This is a genomic window from Mycobacterium angelicum (assembly GCF_002086155.1).
Taxonomy (GTDB): Bacteria; Actinomycetota; Actinomycetes; order Mycobacteriales; family Mycobacteriaceae; genus Mycobacterium; species Mycobacterium angelicum.
In genome coordinates this window covers 1-13,726 of record NZ_MVHE01000049.1, presented here as the reverse complement: position 1 = coordinate 13,726, position 13,726 = coordinate 1, and the positions used below count along the sequence as shown (strand labels likewise).

Annotated in this window: 13 protein-coding genes and 4 pseudogenes; 4 read left to right on the top strand and 13 right to left on the bottom strand. The window is 65.5% G+C overall.

The genetic code is table 11. The annotated features are described in order from the left end of the window. Nucleotides 1-4 precede the first annotated feature (4 nt). The 3 genes from BST12_RS21630 to fadD5 form a co-directional block, all read right to left on the bottom strand. Nucleotides 5-874, bottom strand: a complete 870-nt coding sequence (locus tag BST12_RS21630) for an MlaE family ABC transporter permease (RefSeq protein ID WP_083115264.1) — start codon at nucleotides 872-874, stop codon at nucleotides 5-7. Between the two features lies 1 nt (nucleotide 875). Next, entirely contained in the window at nucleotides 876-1,679 is an 804-nt protein-coding gene (locus tag BST12_RS21625; RefSeq protein ID WP_083115262.1) for an MlaE family ABC transporter permease, read from the bottom strand. 257 nt (nucleotides 1,680-1,936) lie between these two features. After that, on the bottom strand, nucleotides 1,937-3,586 hold the full coding sequence (gene fadD5 / locus BST12_RS21620) for a fatty-acid--CoA ligase FadD5 (RefSeq protein WP_083115260.1): 1,650 nt from the start codon (nucleotides 3,584-3,586) through the stop codon (nucleotides 1,937-1,939). A gap of 159 nt (nucleotides 3,587-3,745) precedes the next feature. On the opposite strand from fadD5, the gene BST12_RS21615 reads away from it, so the two are divergent. Further along, entirely contained in the window at nucleotides 3,746-4,438 is a 693-nt protein-coding gene (locus tag BST12_RS21615; RefSeq protein ID WP_083115259.1) for a GntR family transcriptional regulator, read from the top strand. On the opposite strand, the gene BST12_RS21610 is transcribed toward BST12_RS21615, so the two are convergent. Together BST12_RS21610 and BST12_RS21605 are read right to left on the bottom strand one after the other, a co-directional pair. After that, complete coding sequence (locus tag BST12_RS21610; protein WP_083115257.1) at nucleotides 4,431-4,868, bottom strand: SRPBCC family protein; 438 nt, start codon at nucleotides 4,866-4,868, stop codon at nucleotides 4,431-4,433. The two genes, BST12_RS21615 and BST12_RS21610, sit on opposite strands and share 8 nt — an antisense overlap. Nucleotides 4,869-4,891: 23 nt before the next feature. Continuing rightward, nucleotides 4,892-5,356 (bottom strand): acyl-CoA thioesterase, encoded by a 465-nt coding sequence (locus BST12_RS21605; RefSeq protein ID WP_083115256.1) that lies wholly within the window; start codon nucleotides 5,354-5,356, stop codon nucleotides 4,892-4,894. A gap of 14 nt (nucleotides 5,357-5,370) precedes the next feature. Here BST12_RS21605 and BST12_RS21600 point away from each other — a divergent pair, with 14 nt between their 5' ends. The 3 genes and pseudogenes from BST12_RS21600 to BST12_RS34655 all read left to right on the top strand — a co-directional run. Continuing rightward, nucleotides 5,371-6,477, top strand: a complete 1,107-nt coding sequence (locus BST12_RS21600; RefSeq protein ID WP_083115254.1) for an alcohol dehydrogenase catalytic domain-containing protein — start codon at nucleotides 5,371-5,373, stop codon at nucleotides 6,475-6,477. A 295-nt stretch (nucleotides 6,478-6,772) separates the two neighbouring features. Beyond that, nucleotides 6,773-8,017, top strand: a complete 1,245-nt coding sequence (locus BST12_RS21595) for a YcaO-like family protein (RefSeq protein ID WP_083115253.1) — start codon at nucleotides 6,773-6,775, stop codon at nucleotides 8,015-8,017. After that, nucleotides 8,014-9,456: pseudogene (locus BST12_RS34655) on the top strand (TfuA-like protein); the annotation flags it as partial. The gene BST12_RS21595 and the pseudogene BST12_RS34655, both read left to right, overlap by 4 nt. Here the strand turns inward: BST12_RS34655 and BST12_RS21585 are convergent. The 8 genes and pseudogenes from BST12_RS21585 to BST12_RS21560 form a co-directional block, all read right to left on the bottom strand. Continuing rightward, complete coding sequence (locus BST12_RS21585; RefSeq protein WP_083115251.1) at nucleotides 9,448-10,371, bottom strand: alpha/beta hydrolase; 924 nt, start codon at nucleotides 10,369-10,371, stop codon at nucleotides 9,448-9,450. The pseudogene BST12_RS34655 and the gene BST12_RS21585 sit on opposite strands and share 9 nt — an antisense overlap. After that, a pseudogene (locus tag BST12_RS31080) lies at nucleotides 10,368-10,445 on the bottom strand (oxidoreductase); the annotation flags it as partial. The pseudogene BST12_RS31080 and the gene BST12_RS21585, both read right to left, overlap by 4 nt. 23 nt (nucleotides 10,446-10,468) lie before the next feature. Further along, complete coding sequence (locus tag BST12_RS21580; RefSeq protein WP_083115303.1) at nucleotides 10,469-10,855, bottom strand: nuclear transport factor 2 family protein; 387 nt, start codon at nucleotides 10,853-10,855, stop codon at nucleotides 10,469-10,471. Continuing rightward, nucleotides 10,852-11,021, bottom strand: a pseudogene (locus tag BST12_RS34650) (HpcH/HpaI aldolase family protein); the annotation flags it as partial. The pseudogene BST12_RS34650 and the gene BST12_RS21580, both read right to left, overlap by 4 nt. A 4-nt stretch (nucleotides 11,022-11,025) precedes the next feature. Then, nucleotides 11,026-11,151: pseudogene (locus BST12_RS31075) on the bottom strand (cytochrome P450); the annotation flags it as partial. Nucleotides 11,152-11,198: 47 nt separating this feature from the next. Then, nucleotides 11,199-11,879: an NIPSNAP family protein gene (locus BST12_RS21570; protein WP_083115249.1), complete on the bottom strand. Its 681-nt coding sequence runs from the start codon at nucleotides 11,877-11,879 to the stop codon at nucleotides 11,199-11,201. A 19-nt stretch (nucleotides 11,880-11,898) separates the two neighbouring features. After that, on the bottom strand, nucleotides 11,899-12,414 hold the full coding sequence (locus tag BST12_RS21565; RefSeq protein WP_083115247.1) for a hypothetical protein: 516 nt from the start codon (nucleotides 12,412-12,414) through the stop codon (nucleotides 11,899-11,901). A 48-nt stretch (nucleotides 12,415-12,462) separates the two neighbouring features. Next, entirely contained in the window at nucleotides 12,463-13,632 is a 1,170-nt protein-coding gene (locus BST12_RS21560; RefSeq protein WP_083115245.1) for a CaiB/BaiF CoA transferase family protein, read from the bottom strand. Between the last annotated feature and the right edge of the window lie 94 nt (nucleotides 13,633-13,726).

Below are 13,726 nucleotides of genomic sequence, written 5' to 3'. Positions count from 1 at the left end.
GGCGCTACACCGTCAGGGCGAAGTTGGGGTTGACGCCGTACAGCGCCAACGCGGCACACAACACGACAACCTGGACCGAAACCAGTGAGAACCGCATCGATCTGCCGACGGCCTCACCGACGCCGACCGGTCCACCGCCGGCGTTGTATCCGTAATAGCAGTGGGTGACCATCACGATGGCCGCGATGATGATGGCCTCCAGGAAGGACCAGAACACGTCGTCGGGACGCAGGAACGTCCGGAAGTAGTGCTCGTAGGTACCCGTCGACTGGCCGTACAGCACCGTCGTAACGACCTGCGGGGAAAGGAAAGACATGATCATCGCGAGCGCGTACAGCGGGATGATCACCACCAGCCCGGCGATGATCCGGGTGGAGGTCAGGTAGGAGACCGACTTGATGCCCATCACCTCCAGGGCGTCGATCTCCTCGCTGATCCGCATGGCTCCCAGCTCGGCGGTGGCGCCGGCCCCGACCGTCGCCGCCAGCGAAATGCCGGTGACCACAGGACCGGCGATGCGTACGTTGATCAGCGCCGAGAAGAACCCGGTGAACGCTTCCACACCGATGTTGCCCAGTGAGGCGAAACCCTGGATGGCGACCAGCGAGCTACCGGACAAGGTAACGAAGCCGACGATCGCGGCCGTGCCGCCGACGACGGCCATCGCGCCGGTGCCCATACCGATCTGGGCGATCAGCCGCAGCGTTTCCTTGCGGTAGTAGTGCAGCGCGTGCGGAATCTGGCCGATGCTGGTGAGCATGAACCAGGCCAGCTGCCCGGTCTCGTCCAGCCCCCGGGTGACGCTGCCCGCGTAACGATTGACGTTGGCGATTGCCCGTGGGAAGCGGGCGCGTACTACGGCGGCTGTCGACATGTCAGTGCCCCGTCCCGAATCGCACACCGATCGTGGTCAAGATGACGTTGACCGCGTACAACGCGACCACGCACAGCACCACGGTCTCGTTGACGGCGGTACCCAAACCTTTGGAGCCGCCGCGCACGGTCAGCCCGCGGTAGCAGCCGACCAGTCCGGCGATCAGTCCGAACGTCGCCGCCTTGACCATGGCGATGATCACCTCGGGCAGGCCGGTGATGGTAGTCAGCGTCGCCAGATAGGCGCCGCCGGAGACGTTTTGCAGATAGACACCGAAGAGGTAACCACCGACCAGGCCGACGGTGATCACCAACGCGTTCAGCAGCGTCGCGACCAGAGTCGCCGCGATCACCCGGGGCACCACCAAACGGTGAATGGGGTCGATACCGAGCACTTCCATGGCGTCGATCTCTTCACGGATGGTGCGCGCGCCGAGGTCGGCGCAGATCGCGGTGGAGCCGGCGCCGGCCACCACCAGCACCGTGGTCAGCGGGCCGAGCTGGGTGACCGCACCGATCGCGGCACCCGCGCCCGAAAGGTCGGCGGCGCCGAACTGGGCGAGCAAGACGTTGAGGGTGAAGATCAGCAGCACCGTCAGCGGGATCGAGACCATGATCGTCGGCAGCAGAGCGACTTTCATGATGAACCAGCACTGCAGGATGAACTCGCGCCATTGGAAGGGCCTGCGGAAGAGCGCCCGTCCGGTGAGGACGCACATCCGGAAGAAGCCGCCGACCATCGTCAGCGGCGTCTCCAATTGATCGCGGAGATATCCGACCAGGTGCGGACGTGTGGACGTGGTCACCGGTACCCCTTCACGCCGATATCACAGGTCTCGTTCGTGTCTCGGAGTCGCGGCCGATCATGTCGCACGCCTCGCCCCCTCGCCGCTATGCGGCTGGGGGAACCCCCACCTTGCCGCGACCCAATATGTGTGACTATCGGCTCCCTACCCGCAGGTAGTAACGGAGACCACAGGAATGTACCTGATGGCCCGTCAGGTGTGAACCGCATCCTCACAATTAACCCTTCGTCAATAGCTGGCAAACGTTACGGGTCCGGTCAGCTCTCCTTACTCGGCGATAAATCGGTTGGAGCAGAAGGTCTTTGAGCTTCCTTTGAGCCTCCATAGCGCATCCGCAGTTCAGTCTTGAGCACCTTCCCGGCCGGGTTGCGGGGCAGCGCATCCACGATCTCGAGCGCCTTGGGGTGCTTGTACCGCGCGAGCCGCTCGGTCAGGTACTCATCCAGCTCTTCGATTTGCAGGTGCCCTTCCGTTACAGCCACGACGGCGAGTGGCACCTCGCCCCACTTCTGGTCCGACCGGCCGATGACCGCGACCTCGACGATGCGGGGGTGACTGGCCAGAACGTTCTCCACCTCGGCGCAGTAGATGTTCTCACCACCGGAGATGATCATGTCCTTCTTGCGGTCCACCACCCAGACGTAGCCTTCGGAGTCCATCCGCACCAGGTCCCCGGAATGGAACCAGCCGCCCGCGAACGCCTCCGCCGTGGCCTGCTCGTTGTTCCAGTAACCGCTCATCAATGTCGGTGCGCGATAAACGATTTCCCCCACTTCGCCGACGGGCACGTCGTTCATGTCGTCGTCGACGACGCGGGCGGACACCGTGGGGATCACCTTGCCGACCGATCCGCGTTTGCGGATCGCGTCTTCACCCAGCAGCATGCAGGTCACCGGCGACATCTCGGTCTGGCCGAAGGCCGCCAGAATCTGAGTCCCGGGAAAGACCTCCGACATCTGCCGCAGCAATTCATCCGGCGCCGGGGCGGCGCCCCACGACATCACCCGCAGCTTGAGGTCGCGGGGCCGTGCCTGCTGCTCGGCGCATACCGCCTGCCACTGCGCGGGAACCAGAAAGATGCCGGTGACCTTCTCGGCTTCGAGCACATCGAGCAGTTGGCCGGGGTCGAACGCGCCAAGCGGATAGATCACCGTGGGCACTCCGAGCAGCATGCCGGTGAACAGGTTGCCGATCCCGGCGATGTGGAAGAACGGCACCCCGATGAAGCCGACGTCGCTGTTGATGTTGGCGCCGCTGGTGTAGAGCGCCGTCATCGTCTGGCCGGTCAGGTTGGTATGGGTGAGCACCGCACCCTTGGGACGCCCGGTAGTGCCGGAGGTGTACATGATCAGGGCCGGCGAGTCGTTGGGGATATCGACCGCATCGGGTGCAGCACCGGGCTCGGCTATCAGCTCCTCGTAGCCGAGCACACTGGCCGCGCTGTCGTTGGTTGAGCCGCCGGCTACCGCGATCGTGTCCACCAGCGGCTGGATGTCGCGGACGGCGGTGGCCACCGGAGCCAGCACCGGCTCGGTGATCAGCACCCGCGCCCCGCAGTCCTCGACCAGGAAAGCGATTTCTGTTGGGGTGAGCCGGAAGTTCAACGGGACCGCGATGGCCCCGATCATGTTGGCGGCCAGCACCGACTCGACGAACTCGGTGCGGTTGAGCATCAGGACCATGACCCGATCGCCAAAGCCGACCCCGCGGCGGCTCAGGGCGCCGGCCAGCGCCGCCACGCGGCGCCGCAACTCGGCCCATGTCACTGTGTTGCCCAGGAACCTCAGCGCGGTCGCGTGCGGCTGCATCATTGCGTGCCGCTCGAGCTGGTTGACCCAGTTCTGCCGCCGAGCGAGGTAAGGCTGCTCGGTCAGCTGCGTCAGGTTGCTGGCCAGTTGCGCGGTCAACTATGCCTTCCCTTCACTTGCGCACCGCTTGCGCCACATTGATATTTGATAAAACATGGTGTTGTCTGGGTCACATTATGGCCTGGGCGGCGCAAAGACAAGAGTTCGAAGTCGACCTGTTATGCACCCGCTGAGCACCTGAAAGCCCTGGCAGGCCACGTGAACGCTCCCCTCTCCGCGCAGCCGCGCAGCCGTCGTCCGCTGCGCCGGGCGCAGTTGTCCGACGAGGTTGCCGGGCACCTGCGGGCGGCCATCATGTCGGGGAAACTGCGGCCGGGCACGTTCATCCGGCTCGACGAGACGGCGGCCGAGCTTGGGGTCAGTGTCACCCCGGTGCGCGAAGCCCTGCTGAAGCTGCGCGGTGAGGGCATGGTGCAGCTGGAGCCGCACCGCGGCCACGTCGTGCTGCCGCTGACCCGGCAGGACATCGCCGACATCTTCTGGCTGCAGGCCACCATCGCCCGGGAATTGGCCGTCACCGCCACCCGCCGGATCACCGACCTGGAGATCGCCGAGCTGGACCGGATCAACGATGCGATGGATCGGGCCGTCGGCTCGGGCGACGCCGAAACCATCGCGGCGCTGGAGTTTTCCTTCCATCGCGTCTTCAACCAGGCCAGCGGGCGGATCAAGCTGGCCTGGTTCCTACTCAACGCCGCGCGCTACATGCCAGCCCAGATCTATGCCGCCGACCCGCAATGGGGGGCCGACGCGGTCGCCAACCACCGGCGGTTGATCGCCGCGCTGCGCCGCCGGGACGCCGACGAAGTGGTTGAGCACACGGTCTGGCAGTTCACCGACGCCGCGGCGCGGTTGACCGAGACGCTGGACCGGAACGGGATCTTCAGCTAGCGAGCTGCTCGGCGCGCACCTTGACGGCCTCGGCGAGTTGCTCCAGCACATTGTTGAGGAGCATCTTCACCATCGGCGCCGGCACCGGCATGCTGGGCTCGACGTCGATGTCCACGGTCAGCAGGCTGTTGACGCCGCTTTCCACCACGCTGAACAACTGCTCCTGCTTGGCGAACAGATCGCCCTGCTGCATGACGGTCTGAATCTGGTTCTCACCGGGGTAGTACACGGCGTGGATATAGACGCCTTCAAAACCTTGAATAGAGGTGTCGAGGCGCACCTGGCTGGGACGGCCGTCGTCGTAGCGGGCGAGCACCCAGGCACCCTTGATTCCTTCATTCCATTCCGGGTACCGCTCGATGTCGCCGACGATGCCCATGATCGCCTCGGCCTGCGCGCTGACCTCGACTGTCTTGCTCAAAACTGGCATTGGCGAAGCATACTGGTGCCGTTTCAGCCGGCTACACAGGCGGTTGCGAGCAGTGTTCGGATGACGTCCGGAATCGGAACCGGTTTACGGCTGACCCGGTCGACATAGACGTGGACCCAATGGCCGAGGGCGGTGATCGGTTGCGCCCGATCGCTGGATCGATCGACCCGAAACACACCCAGCCGATAGGTCACACTGCTGCGGCCCAGCCGCGTCACCGCCAGACCCACCGCAAGGCTTTCCGGAAAATGCAGTTCCGAGAAATAGCGGCACCCCGATTCGGCGACGATGCCCAGCTCCGCAGAGCTGAGCGGGTCCAGGCCGGTCGTGGTGTTGATCCAGGCGTTGATCGCGGTGTCGAACAGTTGGTAATAGACGGCGTTGTTGAGGTGGCCGAACATGTCGTTGTCGGCCCACCGGGTGAGCACCGGCCACAGCACCGGGAAGTCGCTGCTGGTGAGCTGCTCCGGGGCTGGTCCTGAAGTCATGGTTGTATTCGAACATGATCCACATCCGGGGCGCGGTGCTGGATCGGATCGGATCGCCGCGGCCGTACGCACGGTCCCAACCGATCAGCGTCGTCGACCTCGACCTTGATCCACCGGGCAACGATGAGGTCCTGGTCCGTATCGAGGCGGCCGGCGTCTGCCACTCCGACCTCTCGGTGGTCGACGGCAACCGGGTCCGGCCGGTGCCGATGCTGCTGGGGCATGAAGCCGCCGGAATCGTCGAAGCCGTCGGCGACCGGGCTGGCGACCTGGCCGTGGGCCAGCGGGTCGTGCTGGTGTTCTTGCCGCGTTGCGGCCACTGCACGGCGTGTGCGACCGAGGGGCTGACGCCGTGCGAACCGGGCAGCGCCGCAAACGGGGCGGGAACGCTGCTTGGCGGCGGAATCCGGTTGGCCCGTAACGGCAATCGCGTGTACCACCACCTCGGCGTGTCCGGCTTCGCCACGCATGCCGTCGTCAACCGGGCCAGCGCGGTCCCGGTACCCGACGATGTTCCGCCCCACGTCGCGGCCCTGCTCGGCTGTGCCGTATTGACCGGTGGCGGTGCGGTACTCAATGTGGGCAATCCGCAACCGGGCCAGTCGGTGGCTGTCGTCGGCCTGGGCGGTGTCGGCATGGCGGCGGTGCTTACCGCCCTGACTTATGACGGCGTCCGCGTCGTCGGCGTCGACCGGTTGCCGGAGAAGCTGGCCGCGGCGCGCGCCCTGGGCGCCCACGAAACCTATACACCCGAACAGGCCGCCGACGGCGGCATCAAGGCCGCCGTCGTCGTGGAGGCCGTCGGACATCCCGCGGCGTTGCAGAGCGCAATCGGCCTGACCGCGCCGGGCGGCCGTACTATCACCGTCGGCCTGCCGCCGCCGGACGCCCGGATCACCTTGTCGCCGTTGGGATTTGTAGCCGAAGGGCGCTCACTGATCGGCAGCTATCTCGGCTCTGCGGTACCCAGCCGCGATATCCCCCGGTTCGTGGCGCTGTGGCGCTCGGGCCGGCTGCCGGTGGAATCGCTGGTTTCGTCGACGATCCGGCTCGACGACATCAACACGGCGATGGATCACCTGGCCGACGGCACCGCCGTGCGTCAGCTCATCACGTTCTGATCGGTTAATCACCACACCCGCAGCCAACCCTTGCAATGTTATCAATCGCCCGATAATATTTGCGGGACATAGTTGCAGTAGGCAATCATCGACACGTCCAGCCACTTCACCCGATACCGAAAGCAAGAGGGGATATGACATGACCCATGAACTTCTGTTCGGCGACAAGGAAACCGCATACTCCGCCGCGCTCCTGAACTACTCGGCCCACGACATCGCCGAGTAAGCAAATCCTCCACGGGACGACACTGAATCTCCGCCCCACCTCCCCTCAGCAGCACGAAGCAGGTCAGAATTGCCTCAGCCCGGCCGCAGCCAACCGAATAGCGGACCAGATTGGTCTTATTGGCCGACAAGGGTTTTGGGCCACTCCGACCCCACGACCATCGGCCATCGGGCGGGCACCCATCGGGTCATCTCCCCCGATCAGACCTGGGTGGCCGTACAACCGATGCTGGAATCGGCGGGCATCACCCGCGTCGCCGATCTGACCTGGCTCGACGATCTCGGGATTCCCACTTTCCAGGCGGTGCGGCCGGCCTCGCTGACGCTTTCGGCCAGCCAGGGTAAAGCGCCCACCCGCCGGGCCGCCCAAGTCTCAGCCGTAATGGAATCCCTCGAGACCTGGCACGCCGAAAACGCCGCTCCCGACCTGTTATTCGCGGCCACCGCAGACCTCGGTCCTACGTTGACTTATGATCCCGCGCGCCTTCGTCAGCAGCCCGGCAGCCTTTACCACCCGGGCGCCAAGTTGGACTGGATGGTTGCCACGACATTGCTGACCGGTCGCCGAACCTGGCTGCCGTGGGCGGCCGTCGCCGTCAACATCGCGGTCGGCCAACACTGGGGAGCGCCCATGTTCACCATGGATACCAGCGGATTGGCTTCGGGCAACAGCTATTACGAGGCCGCTCTGCACGCGCTGTACGAAATCATGGAACGCCACTGTGTGGCCACCGCCGAGCCCGGGGTGACGCTCTTCGAGGTACCGCTCGACGACGTCGCCGACTCGGGCTGCGCAGCGCTGGTCGACATGATTCGCCGGGCCGGGAGCCAACTGCAGATCGCCCGGATCGACAGCTGGGACGGTTTCTATTGCTTTGCCGCCGAACTGACTTCAGAGATGGCCGACGTACCGTTCTGCGGCTTCGGGCTGCATCACGATCCCAACGTGGCGCTGTCACGCGCCATCACCGAAGCCGCGCAATCGCGTCTGACGGCCATCAGCGGCGCCCGCGAGGATCTCTCGCCGGCGATCTATCACCGCTTCGCGCGCCTACACACCTATGGCCCGGCCGCCAGACCTATGCAATCGCTACCCGCCGCGCAGTCGACACCGTGGCACATTGACTGCACCGACTCGCTGAACGACCTCATCGCCGCCGCTGCCACCGCCGTGGCCACTCGTGCAGGCACCGAGCCGCTCGCGGCCGTATGCGACCTCGCCGACAGCTGTGTTCCAGTGGTGAAGGTCGTTGCCCCCGGCTTGGCAGCGTCGACACGCTCACCCATCCGCACGCCCTTAGCGGAGTCCGCATGACCATCCCGGGCAGGATCGTCGTCACCGCGGGTCCCACGATCGGCGCCGACGACATCCGCGCAATCGTGCCTAATGCCGAAGTGGTGCCACCGATTTCGTTCGGCGACGCCTTCAAGTACGGGCTAGGACCGGGCGATACGCTGCTGATCGTCGACGGACTGTTCTTCCAGCATCCCTCGGTGCGGCACAAGGAACTGCTCACCCTGATGGCCGATGGGGTACGGGTGGTCGGCTCGTCGAGCATGGGCGCGCTGCGCGCAGCGGAGCTGCATCAGTTCGGAATGGAAGGCTACGGCTGGGTTTTCGAAAGCTACCGCGATGGGGTCTTAGAGGCCGATGACGAAGTCGGCATGGTGCACGGCGATCCGGAAGACGGGTATCCGATCTTCGTCGATGCGCTGGTCAACATTCGCCAGACGCTGGCACGTTGCGTCGAGTCGCGGCTTCTGACAACAACATTGGCCAAACAATTGATCGACGTGGCGCGCTCGCTGCCGTTTACCATGCGCACCTGGAATCGGCTGCTCGACGAGGCCGGTGTGTCCGAAATCCGGGGTCTGGCACGTCGATTGCGGTCACTGCGGGTCGACATCAAACATGCCGACGCCGTGCTCGCGCTGCAGCAGATCGCCGGTGGCCACGCAAGCGCCGCCGTGCGGCCCGGTCCGCCGCCCACTGTTTGGTCCCAGCACTGGCAACGACTCTGGGCACCAGCGGCACCGGAGGCCGTAGCAACCGAACACAACCACGAAACTGTGATCGAAGTTCGCGACTGGGACATCCTCTCGCTACTGAGCGTGTGCGCCACCGACCGATGGGCCTATCTGCCCGCGCTGGAACAGGTCGCCGCCTGGCACTGGAACTTGACCAACCCCGGGCACAACGGCAACGTTCGCGAACTGGCCGCCCTGGCCATCGCCGAGGTAACCGCCGACACCCCCGAAGCGGCGCTCGAGGCGGTTGCCCACCGCTACGCGCTGGCGACCGGCATCATCGGCAAGTCCGGATTTCCGAAATCGGTGAGCTCCACTTGGCTTACCGCTGAAGAGAACCGGACGCTGGGCGACAACCCGATCGCCGTATCGGCCCGAGTGATAACCCGGACACTGTTTCTGCCACCCTCCCTACCCGCCGTCGACCACTTTCTCGACTTGCTTCGCGGTGACCCGCGGCTGCCGCAATGGCGTGCCATTGCCGCTCAGGCCTTGGCGATGCGCAACGAATTGGCCCGTCGCAAACCGCATTTGAATCTGCGCCGGCCCCATCCAGAACATCTCAGGTACCTGTTCGCCCAGCGCTGGGGCACCGAGGTGGACCGCATTGAACTGGCCCGCCGTGGGCTGATGACCGACGAAGCGTTTTACGCCGCTGCCACCCGATTCGCAGTGGCGGCGGTCGATGACCAGCTGCCCGCCATCACCGTTGGCACCTTAGGTCCGCAACGCCCTGGACAGTGCATCACCCTGCAGCGCGAAAAGGCATTGGCTGGCAGACCAGTCGGGCAGCAGCGAATCGAATCCGTGGCACACGCCTGGGAATACGTGCAACTCGGCGGATACCCCGGCGCCAAGTAGGCGCATGGCGTAGTCCACCGCTTCGTCGCGAAACGGGTCGATCTCGTTGCAGGTAATCAAAGCCGGTGGCAGACCGTGCAATTGGCGGCGTCTAGCGGGGGCTGCATCGGCCGATCCGGATTGCCCGGCCAGATAGTGGCCCCACATCAGCTCCGCTCCCTCGCCGTCGAATGCCGGGGTGGCCCGGAATTCCATCATGGATGCGGTAGGGCGGTCGTCGAGCACCGGCTGGTGCAGCAACTGGAACACGACCGGCGGCAGCGATCGGTCGGCGGCGCGCTGCGCCAGGCATGCGGCCAGGGTGGCCCCGGCACTGCTGCCCGCGACCGCCAGGCGCGCGGGATCGATGCCGAGTTGCGCCGCATTCTTGGCCGCCCAGTTCAGCACGGCCGTCGCGTCGTCCACGGCAGCCGGATAGGGATGCTCGGGGGCCAGCCGATAGTCGACGGATACCACGGTGCACGGCACGCGGCGGGCCAGCTCCAGACACTGGCGGTGGTCGGTGTCGAGGTTTCCGAGCGCGAAACCCCCGGCATGGCAGTAGATCACGGCCGGCGCGGGTGCTGTCGCTGCGCCGCGGTAGATACGCACCGGAACCGAGCCGGGTTCGGCCGTCGCGTGCTCGATGGTCACCCCGGTCGTTTCCTCGACGGTGTTGCGGCGGCGCTGGTTCATCGATTCTCGGATGAGCGGGATCGCTTCAGCGGTGAAGACCGTTCGCGTCGTCGCAACGGCGTGCAGTGCCGGGTCCAGCCGATTCACGGCGTCCAACTCGCTCATCGGATCTGCAGGCATTGGCCGCCGTCGATCACGAGTTCTGCACCGGTGACGAACGAGGCTTCCTCGGAGACCAGTGCGACACGGTGGGTGTGCATCGTCATTGCACCTCGGGTGTATCGCTGAGGCCGTGGCTGGTGACGAATCGGCAGCGGCGCCGCTTGAACAACCATTTCCCGTCTCGGCGGATCAGCTCGTCGTCGTAGAGCGCAGGCCGCAGCGTAAGGTCTCCGGCCCTGACGAATAGCACTTGCGAGCGGGCGGTCGCGGTGTCCCCGCGTACGTCGATCTTGGATACGCCGGTGAGATGCAGTCCGCGCGGTGCGTCCCGGAACATCCGGCCGATGCCGTCATGGCCGGCGAAAGTCCGCCCGTAGACCAGGAATTCCGCGTCGGGCGCGAACAGCTGCAGGCACGCGGCGACATCGCCGCCGTCCAGCGCGAGCGCATATGCGGCGAGCAGCTCGCGGATTGCGGTGTCGGTCATGGTGCGGTCGCCTCCCGCAGGTAATCGGCCGCGCCGCGCCGCAACGCCGGCGATTCGGCGGCCAAGGTGATCATCCGAAAACCCAACCGTGCCATATCGCGTCCGCTTTCCCCTCTCCGGCATGGATTCTGGTGATCAACCCGGCATCGGTGGCCGCACGATGAACTCTCGTCGTTGACCTCGAGCACTCGCCAGATGTCGGCAAACCGCGCGAGCGCAAACGTATCCCACTGAGGCAGGTAATACAGCGGATACTCGTCGCGCAACACGCGGTAGTACGGCAACGGGTTGGCCATCACCTGCGCGTCAAAGGGGTCGTAAGAGAAGTCCGTCTGGATCGCGTTCACTGCAGTGGCGACGGCGGTATAGCCTGCAGGATCGAGTCTTCCCAGCCGTCGCGCAGCGCGGGCGCCACACTCATCCAGGTGACGATCTCAGCGGGCGGACGCTGCTTCCAGGACGGGTGGTGGTTGGCGAAACACTCCCAGCCACCGTCGAGCGCCCAGTAATGAATGACCTCGTTGATACCGAAGGTGGTCGTGAAAGAGCCGAGCCAGTGCTTGCCGGTGCGCTCCGACCACGGCACGTCGAGTCGCTCCAGCTCGCGGATGTAGTCGTCCTGGCGACCGGACTTGGTCTGCATGATTTCTTGAATAACCAGCGGTGCAACGAAATTCGCTGCTTTGAGTTGGGCCAGGATCTTGTTGCTGGGTCCGGGATACATGATGCGGCCCTCGCCCGAGGCGCCGATGTCGGCCAGGAACGCGGCCCAGTTGCCGGCCGCGGCTTCGTGGCTGCCGCCGCGCGCCTGGGCGGCCCCGATCCTGGCGTAGTCGGCGAAGGCGTCGATCTCCCAGCTGATCGCCATTTGCGGCCAGTGGCCCTTGTAAGAGGTGCACTCCCAGACGGCGAACAGCCGGGCACCGAGTTCGGTCATCATCGGTTGGTAGGTGTCGACGAAAACTTCGATGAAGCGGTCACTGCGACCGGACCCCAGCGCAATCGTCTCGTGCAGATACAGCAGCGTGTGGCCGTAGTACCTTTCATGGCGTGTCGGTCAGCAGCGTTTCGGTGGGAGCTGTTGAGGGACAACGTATTCCGGCCGCCGCGAGCGCTTGGCTCTTGAAGGCGCGTGCGGCGCCGCTGAGCACGTGCTGCACGGCCGTCATCCGGCGATCCATTCCCAGCGGCCAGCCGTCGCCCCACAGGGCGACTTCGGTAAGCGGGTGCTCGAGCGCCATCCGCACACGCTCGCGAACGCAATCGTCGGCGGCGAATGCCGCGGCGCTGACGGCCAGGGTTTGACTCGACGCGCCCAGCTCTGACTCCAGGTCTGCGATCCGGACGCCGAGGATGCGCAGTGGCCGGCTGTCGCAGCCGTGTGGGAGTAGCACGGTGACTTCCCACCCGGCCATCGCCCGGTCATACAGCCAGCCGCCGGCGGTATGCACCACGTCGATGGCATCAGCGGCGACGACGTCGAGCCGATAGCGCAGGCAGTCCCCTTCTGCGCGGTCCGCGCCGGCAGCATTGACCCGGTAAGTCTGAAGACCAACCATCCGGACAGCGTGACACTTTTGCCGAGTTTTGTAAAGCTTGCGTGGTGGTCAGGGGGCGCGGCGAGCGGCGAGCTCGGCCAGAACTTCCTCGGTGTGCTGGCCGAGTGTTGGTGCCGTAGCACGGGGCGCACACGGCGTGCCGTGAAAATCGGCGGGAGTGGCCACCATCAGGACGCTCGAGTCACCATCGGGCACGTCGACGAATCCGCCCGCGGCGTGAAACTGCTCGTCAGCCACGACATCCTCGACCGTGTTGATCGGCGACCAGAAGAAGTCGGGTTCGGACGCGAAGGTTTCGGCCCATTCATCGAGCGGCTTGGTCGCGAAGATCTCGTCTAATGCGGCGATAAGTCCCACCGCGTTGACGGCCCGGGCGCGGGCGTCGGTGTAGCGGGGATCGGTCAACCATTCGGGGTGACCGACCACCCGGCACAGCGGGGGCCAGTGCCGATCGCCCTCGAGGCCGACGATCCAGAAACGTCGCCCGTCGCCCGCGGTGTAGTTGTTCATGCACGGGTTGAACATCGATTCGCGCTGTCCGAGCATGATGGGCTGGCCGGTCATCAGATAGGTGTTGAGGTCGAAGCTGACCGTGTAGGCGCCCTGACGGTAGAGCGAGGTGCTCACCAATTGACCGGTTCCGGTGCGCTCCCGGGCGAGGAGTGCCGCGCACACCGCCGCGGCCAGCGTCATACCGGCCGAGTGGTCGCCCATGCCACCCCTCTGGAACGGCGGCGGGTGGCCGGGCTGGGTGAGCAAATCCGCAATACCGGCCCGTGACCAGAACGCGGCCACGTCGTAGGCGGCGCGGTCGGCGTCGGGTCCGGTTTCGCCGTAGCCGGTGATCAGGCCATAGACCAGGCGAGGGTTTCGGGCCGCGACCGAACCGAAGTCGAGACCGAGCCGGTGCAGCGCCCCCGGTCGTACGTTGGTGACGAAAACGTCTGCCTCGGAAAGCAATTCGAGAGCGGTGTCGCGGCCGGCGTCCGTGCTGAGGTCCAAGACGATGCTGCGCTTGGACCGGTTGTCCATTTCGAACGGCGGGTTGACCCCCGGCTCGCACCCCAGCATCGGCCCGAACAAGCGCCCCGGGTCGCCGGTGGGGGGTTCGATTTTGACGACGTCGGCACCCCAGTCGGCCAGGATGGCCGCCGTCGCCGGAGCGGCCACCCATACTCCCAACTCGACCACTCTTATGCCTGCTACCGGTCCGCCCATGACTGCGACTTTAGAACGGTGGGTCGTCGGGTAGCGGTTCTGGCATGGGTTCGTCGGGTGTCCAGTCCGGGGGGAGTTCTTCGGGTTCGCGTGG

Bases quoted from the DNA above. Each gene is read 5' to 3' on its own strand.
- BST12_RS21560 (WP_083115245.1), bottom strand. From the start codon at position 13,632: ATGGGCGGACCGGTAGCAGGCATAAGAGTGGTCGAGTTGGGAGTATGG.
- BST12_RS21600 (WP_083115254.1), top strand. From the start codon at position 5,371: ATGATCCACATCCGGGGCGCGGTGCTGGATCGGATCGGATCGCCGCGG.
- BST12_RS21585 (WP_083115251.1), bottom strand. From the start codon at position 10,371: ATGAGCGAGTTGGACGCCGTGAATCGGCTGGACCCGGCACTGCACGCC.
- BST12_RS21605 (WP_083115256.1), bottom strand. From the start codon at position 5,356: ATGACTTCAGGACCAGCCCCGGAGCAGCTCACCAGCAGCGACTTCCCG.
- BST12_RS21610 (WP_083115257.1), bottom strand. From the start codon at position 4,868: ATGCCAGTTTTGAGCAAGACAGTCGAGGTCAGCGCGCAGGCCGAGGCG.
- BST12_RS21630 (WP_083115264.1), bottom strand. From the start codon at position 874: ATGTCGACAGCCGCCGTAGTACGCGCCCGCTTCCCACGGGCAATCGCC.
- BST12_RS21580 (WP_083115303.1), bottom strand. From the start codon at position 10,855: ATGACCGACACCGCAATCCGCGAGCTGCTCGCCGCATATGCGCTCGCG.
- BST12_RS21565 (WP_083115247.1), bottom strand. From the start codon at position 12,414: ATGGTTGGTCTTCAGACTTACCGGGTCAATGCTGCCGGCGCGGACCGC.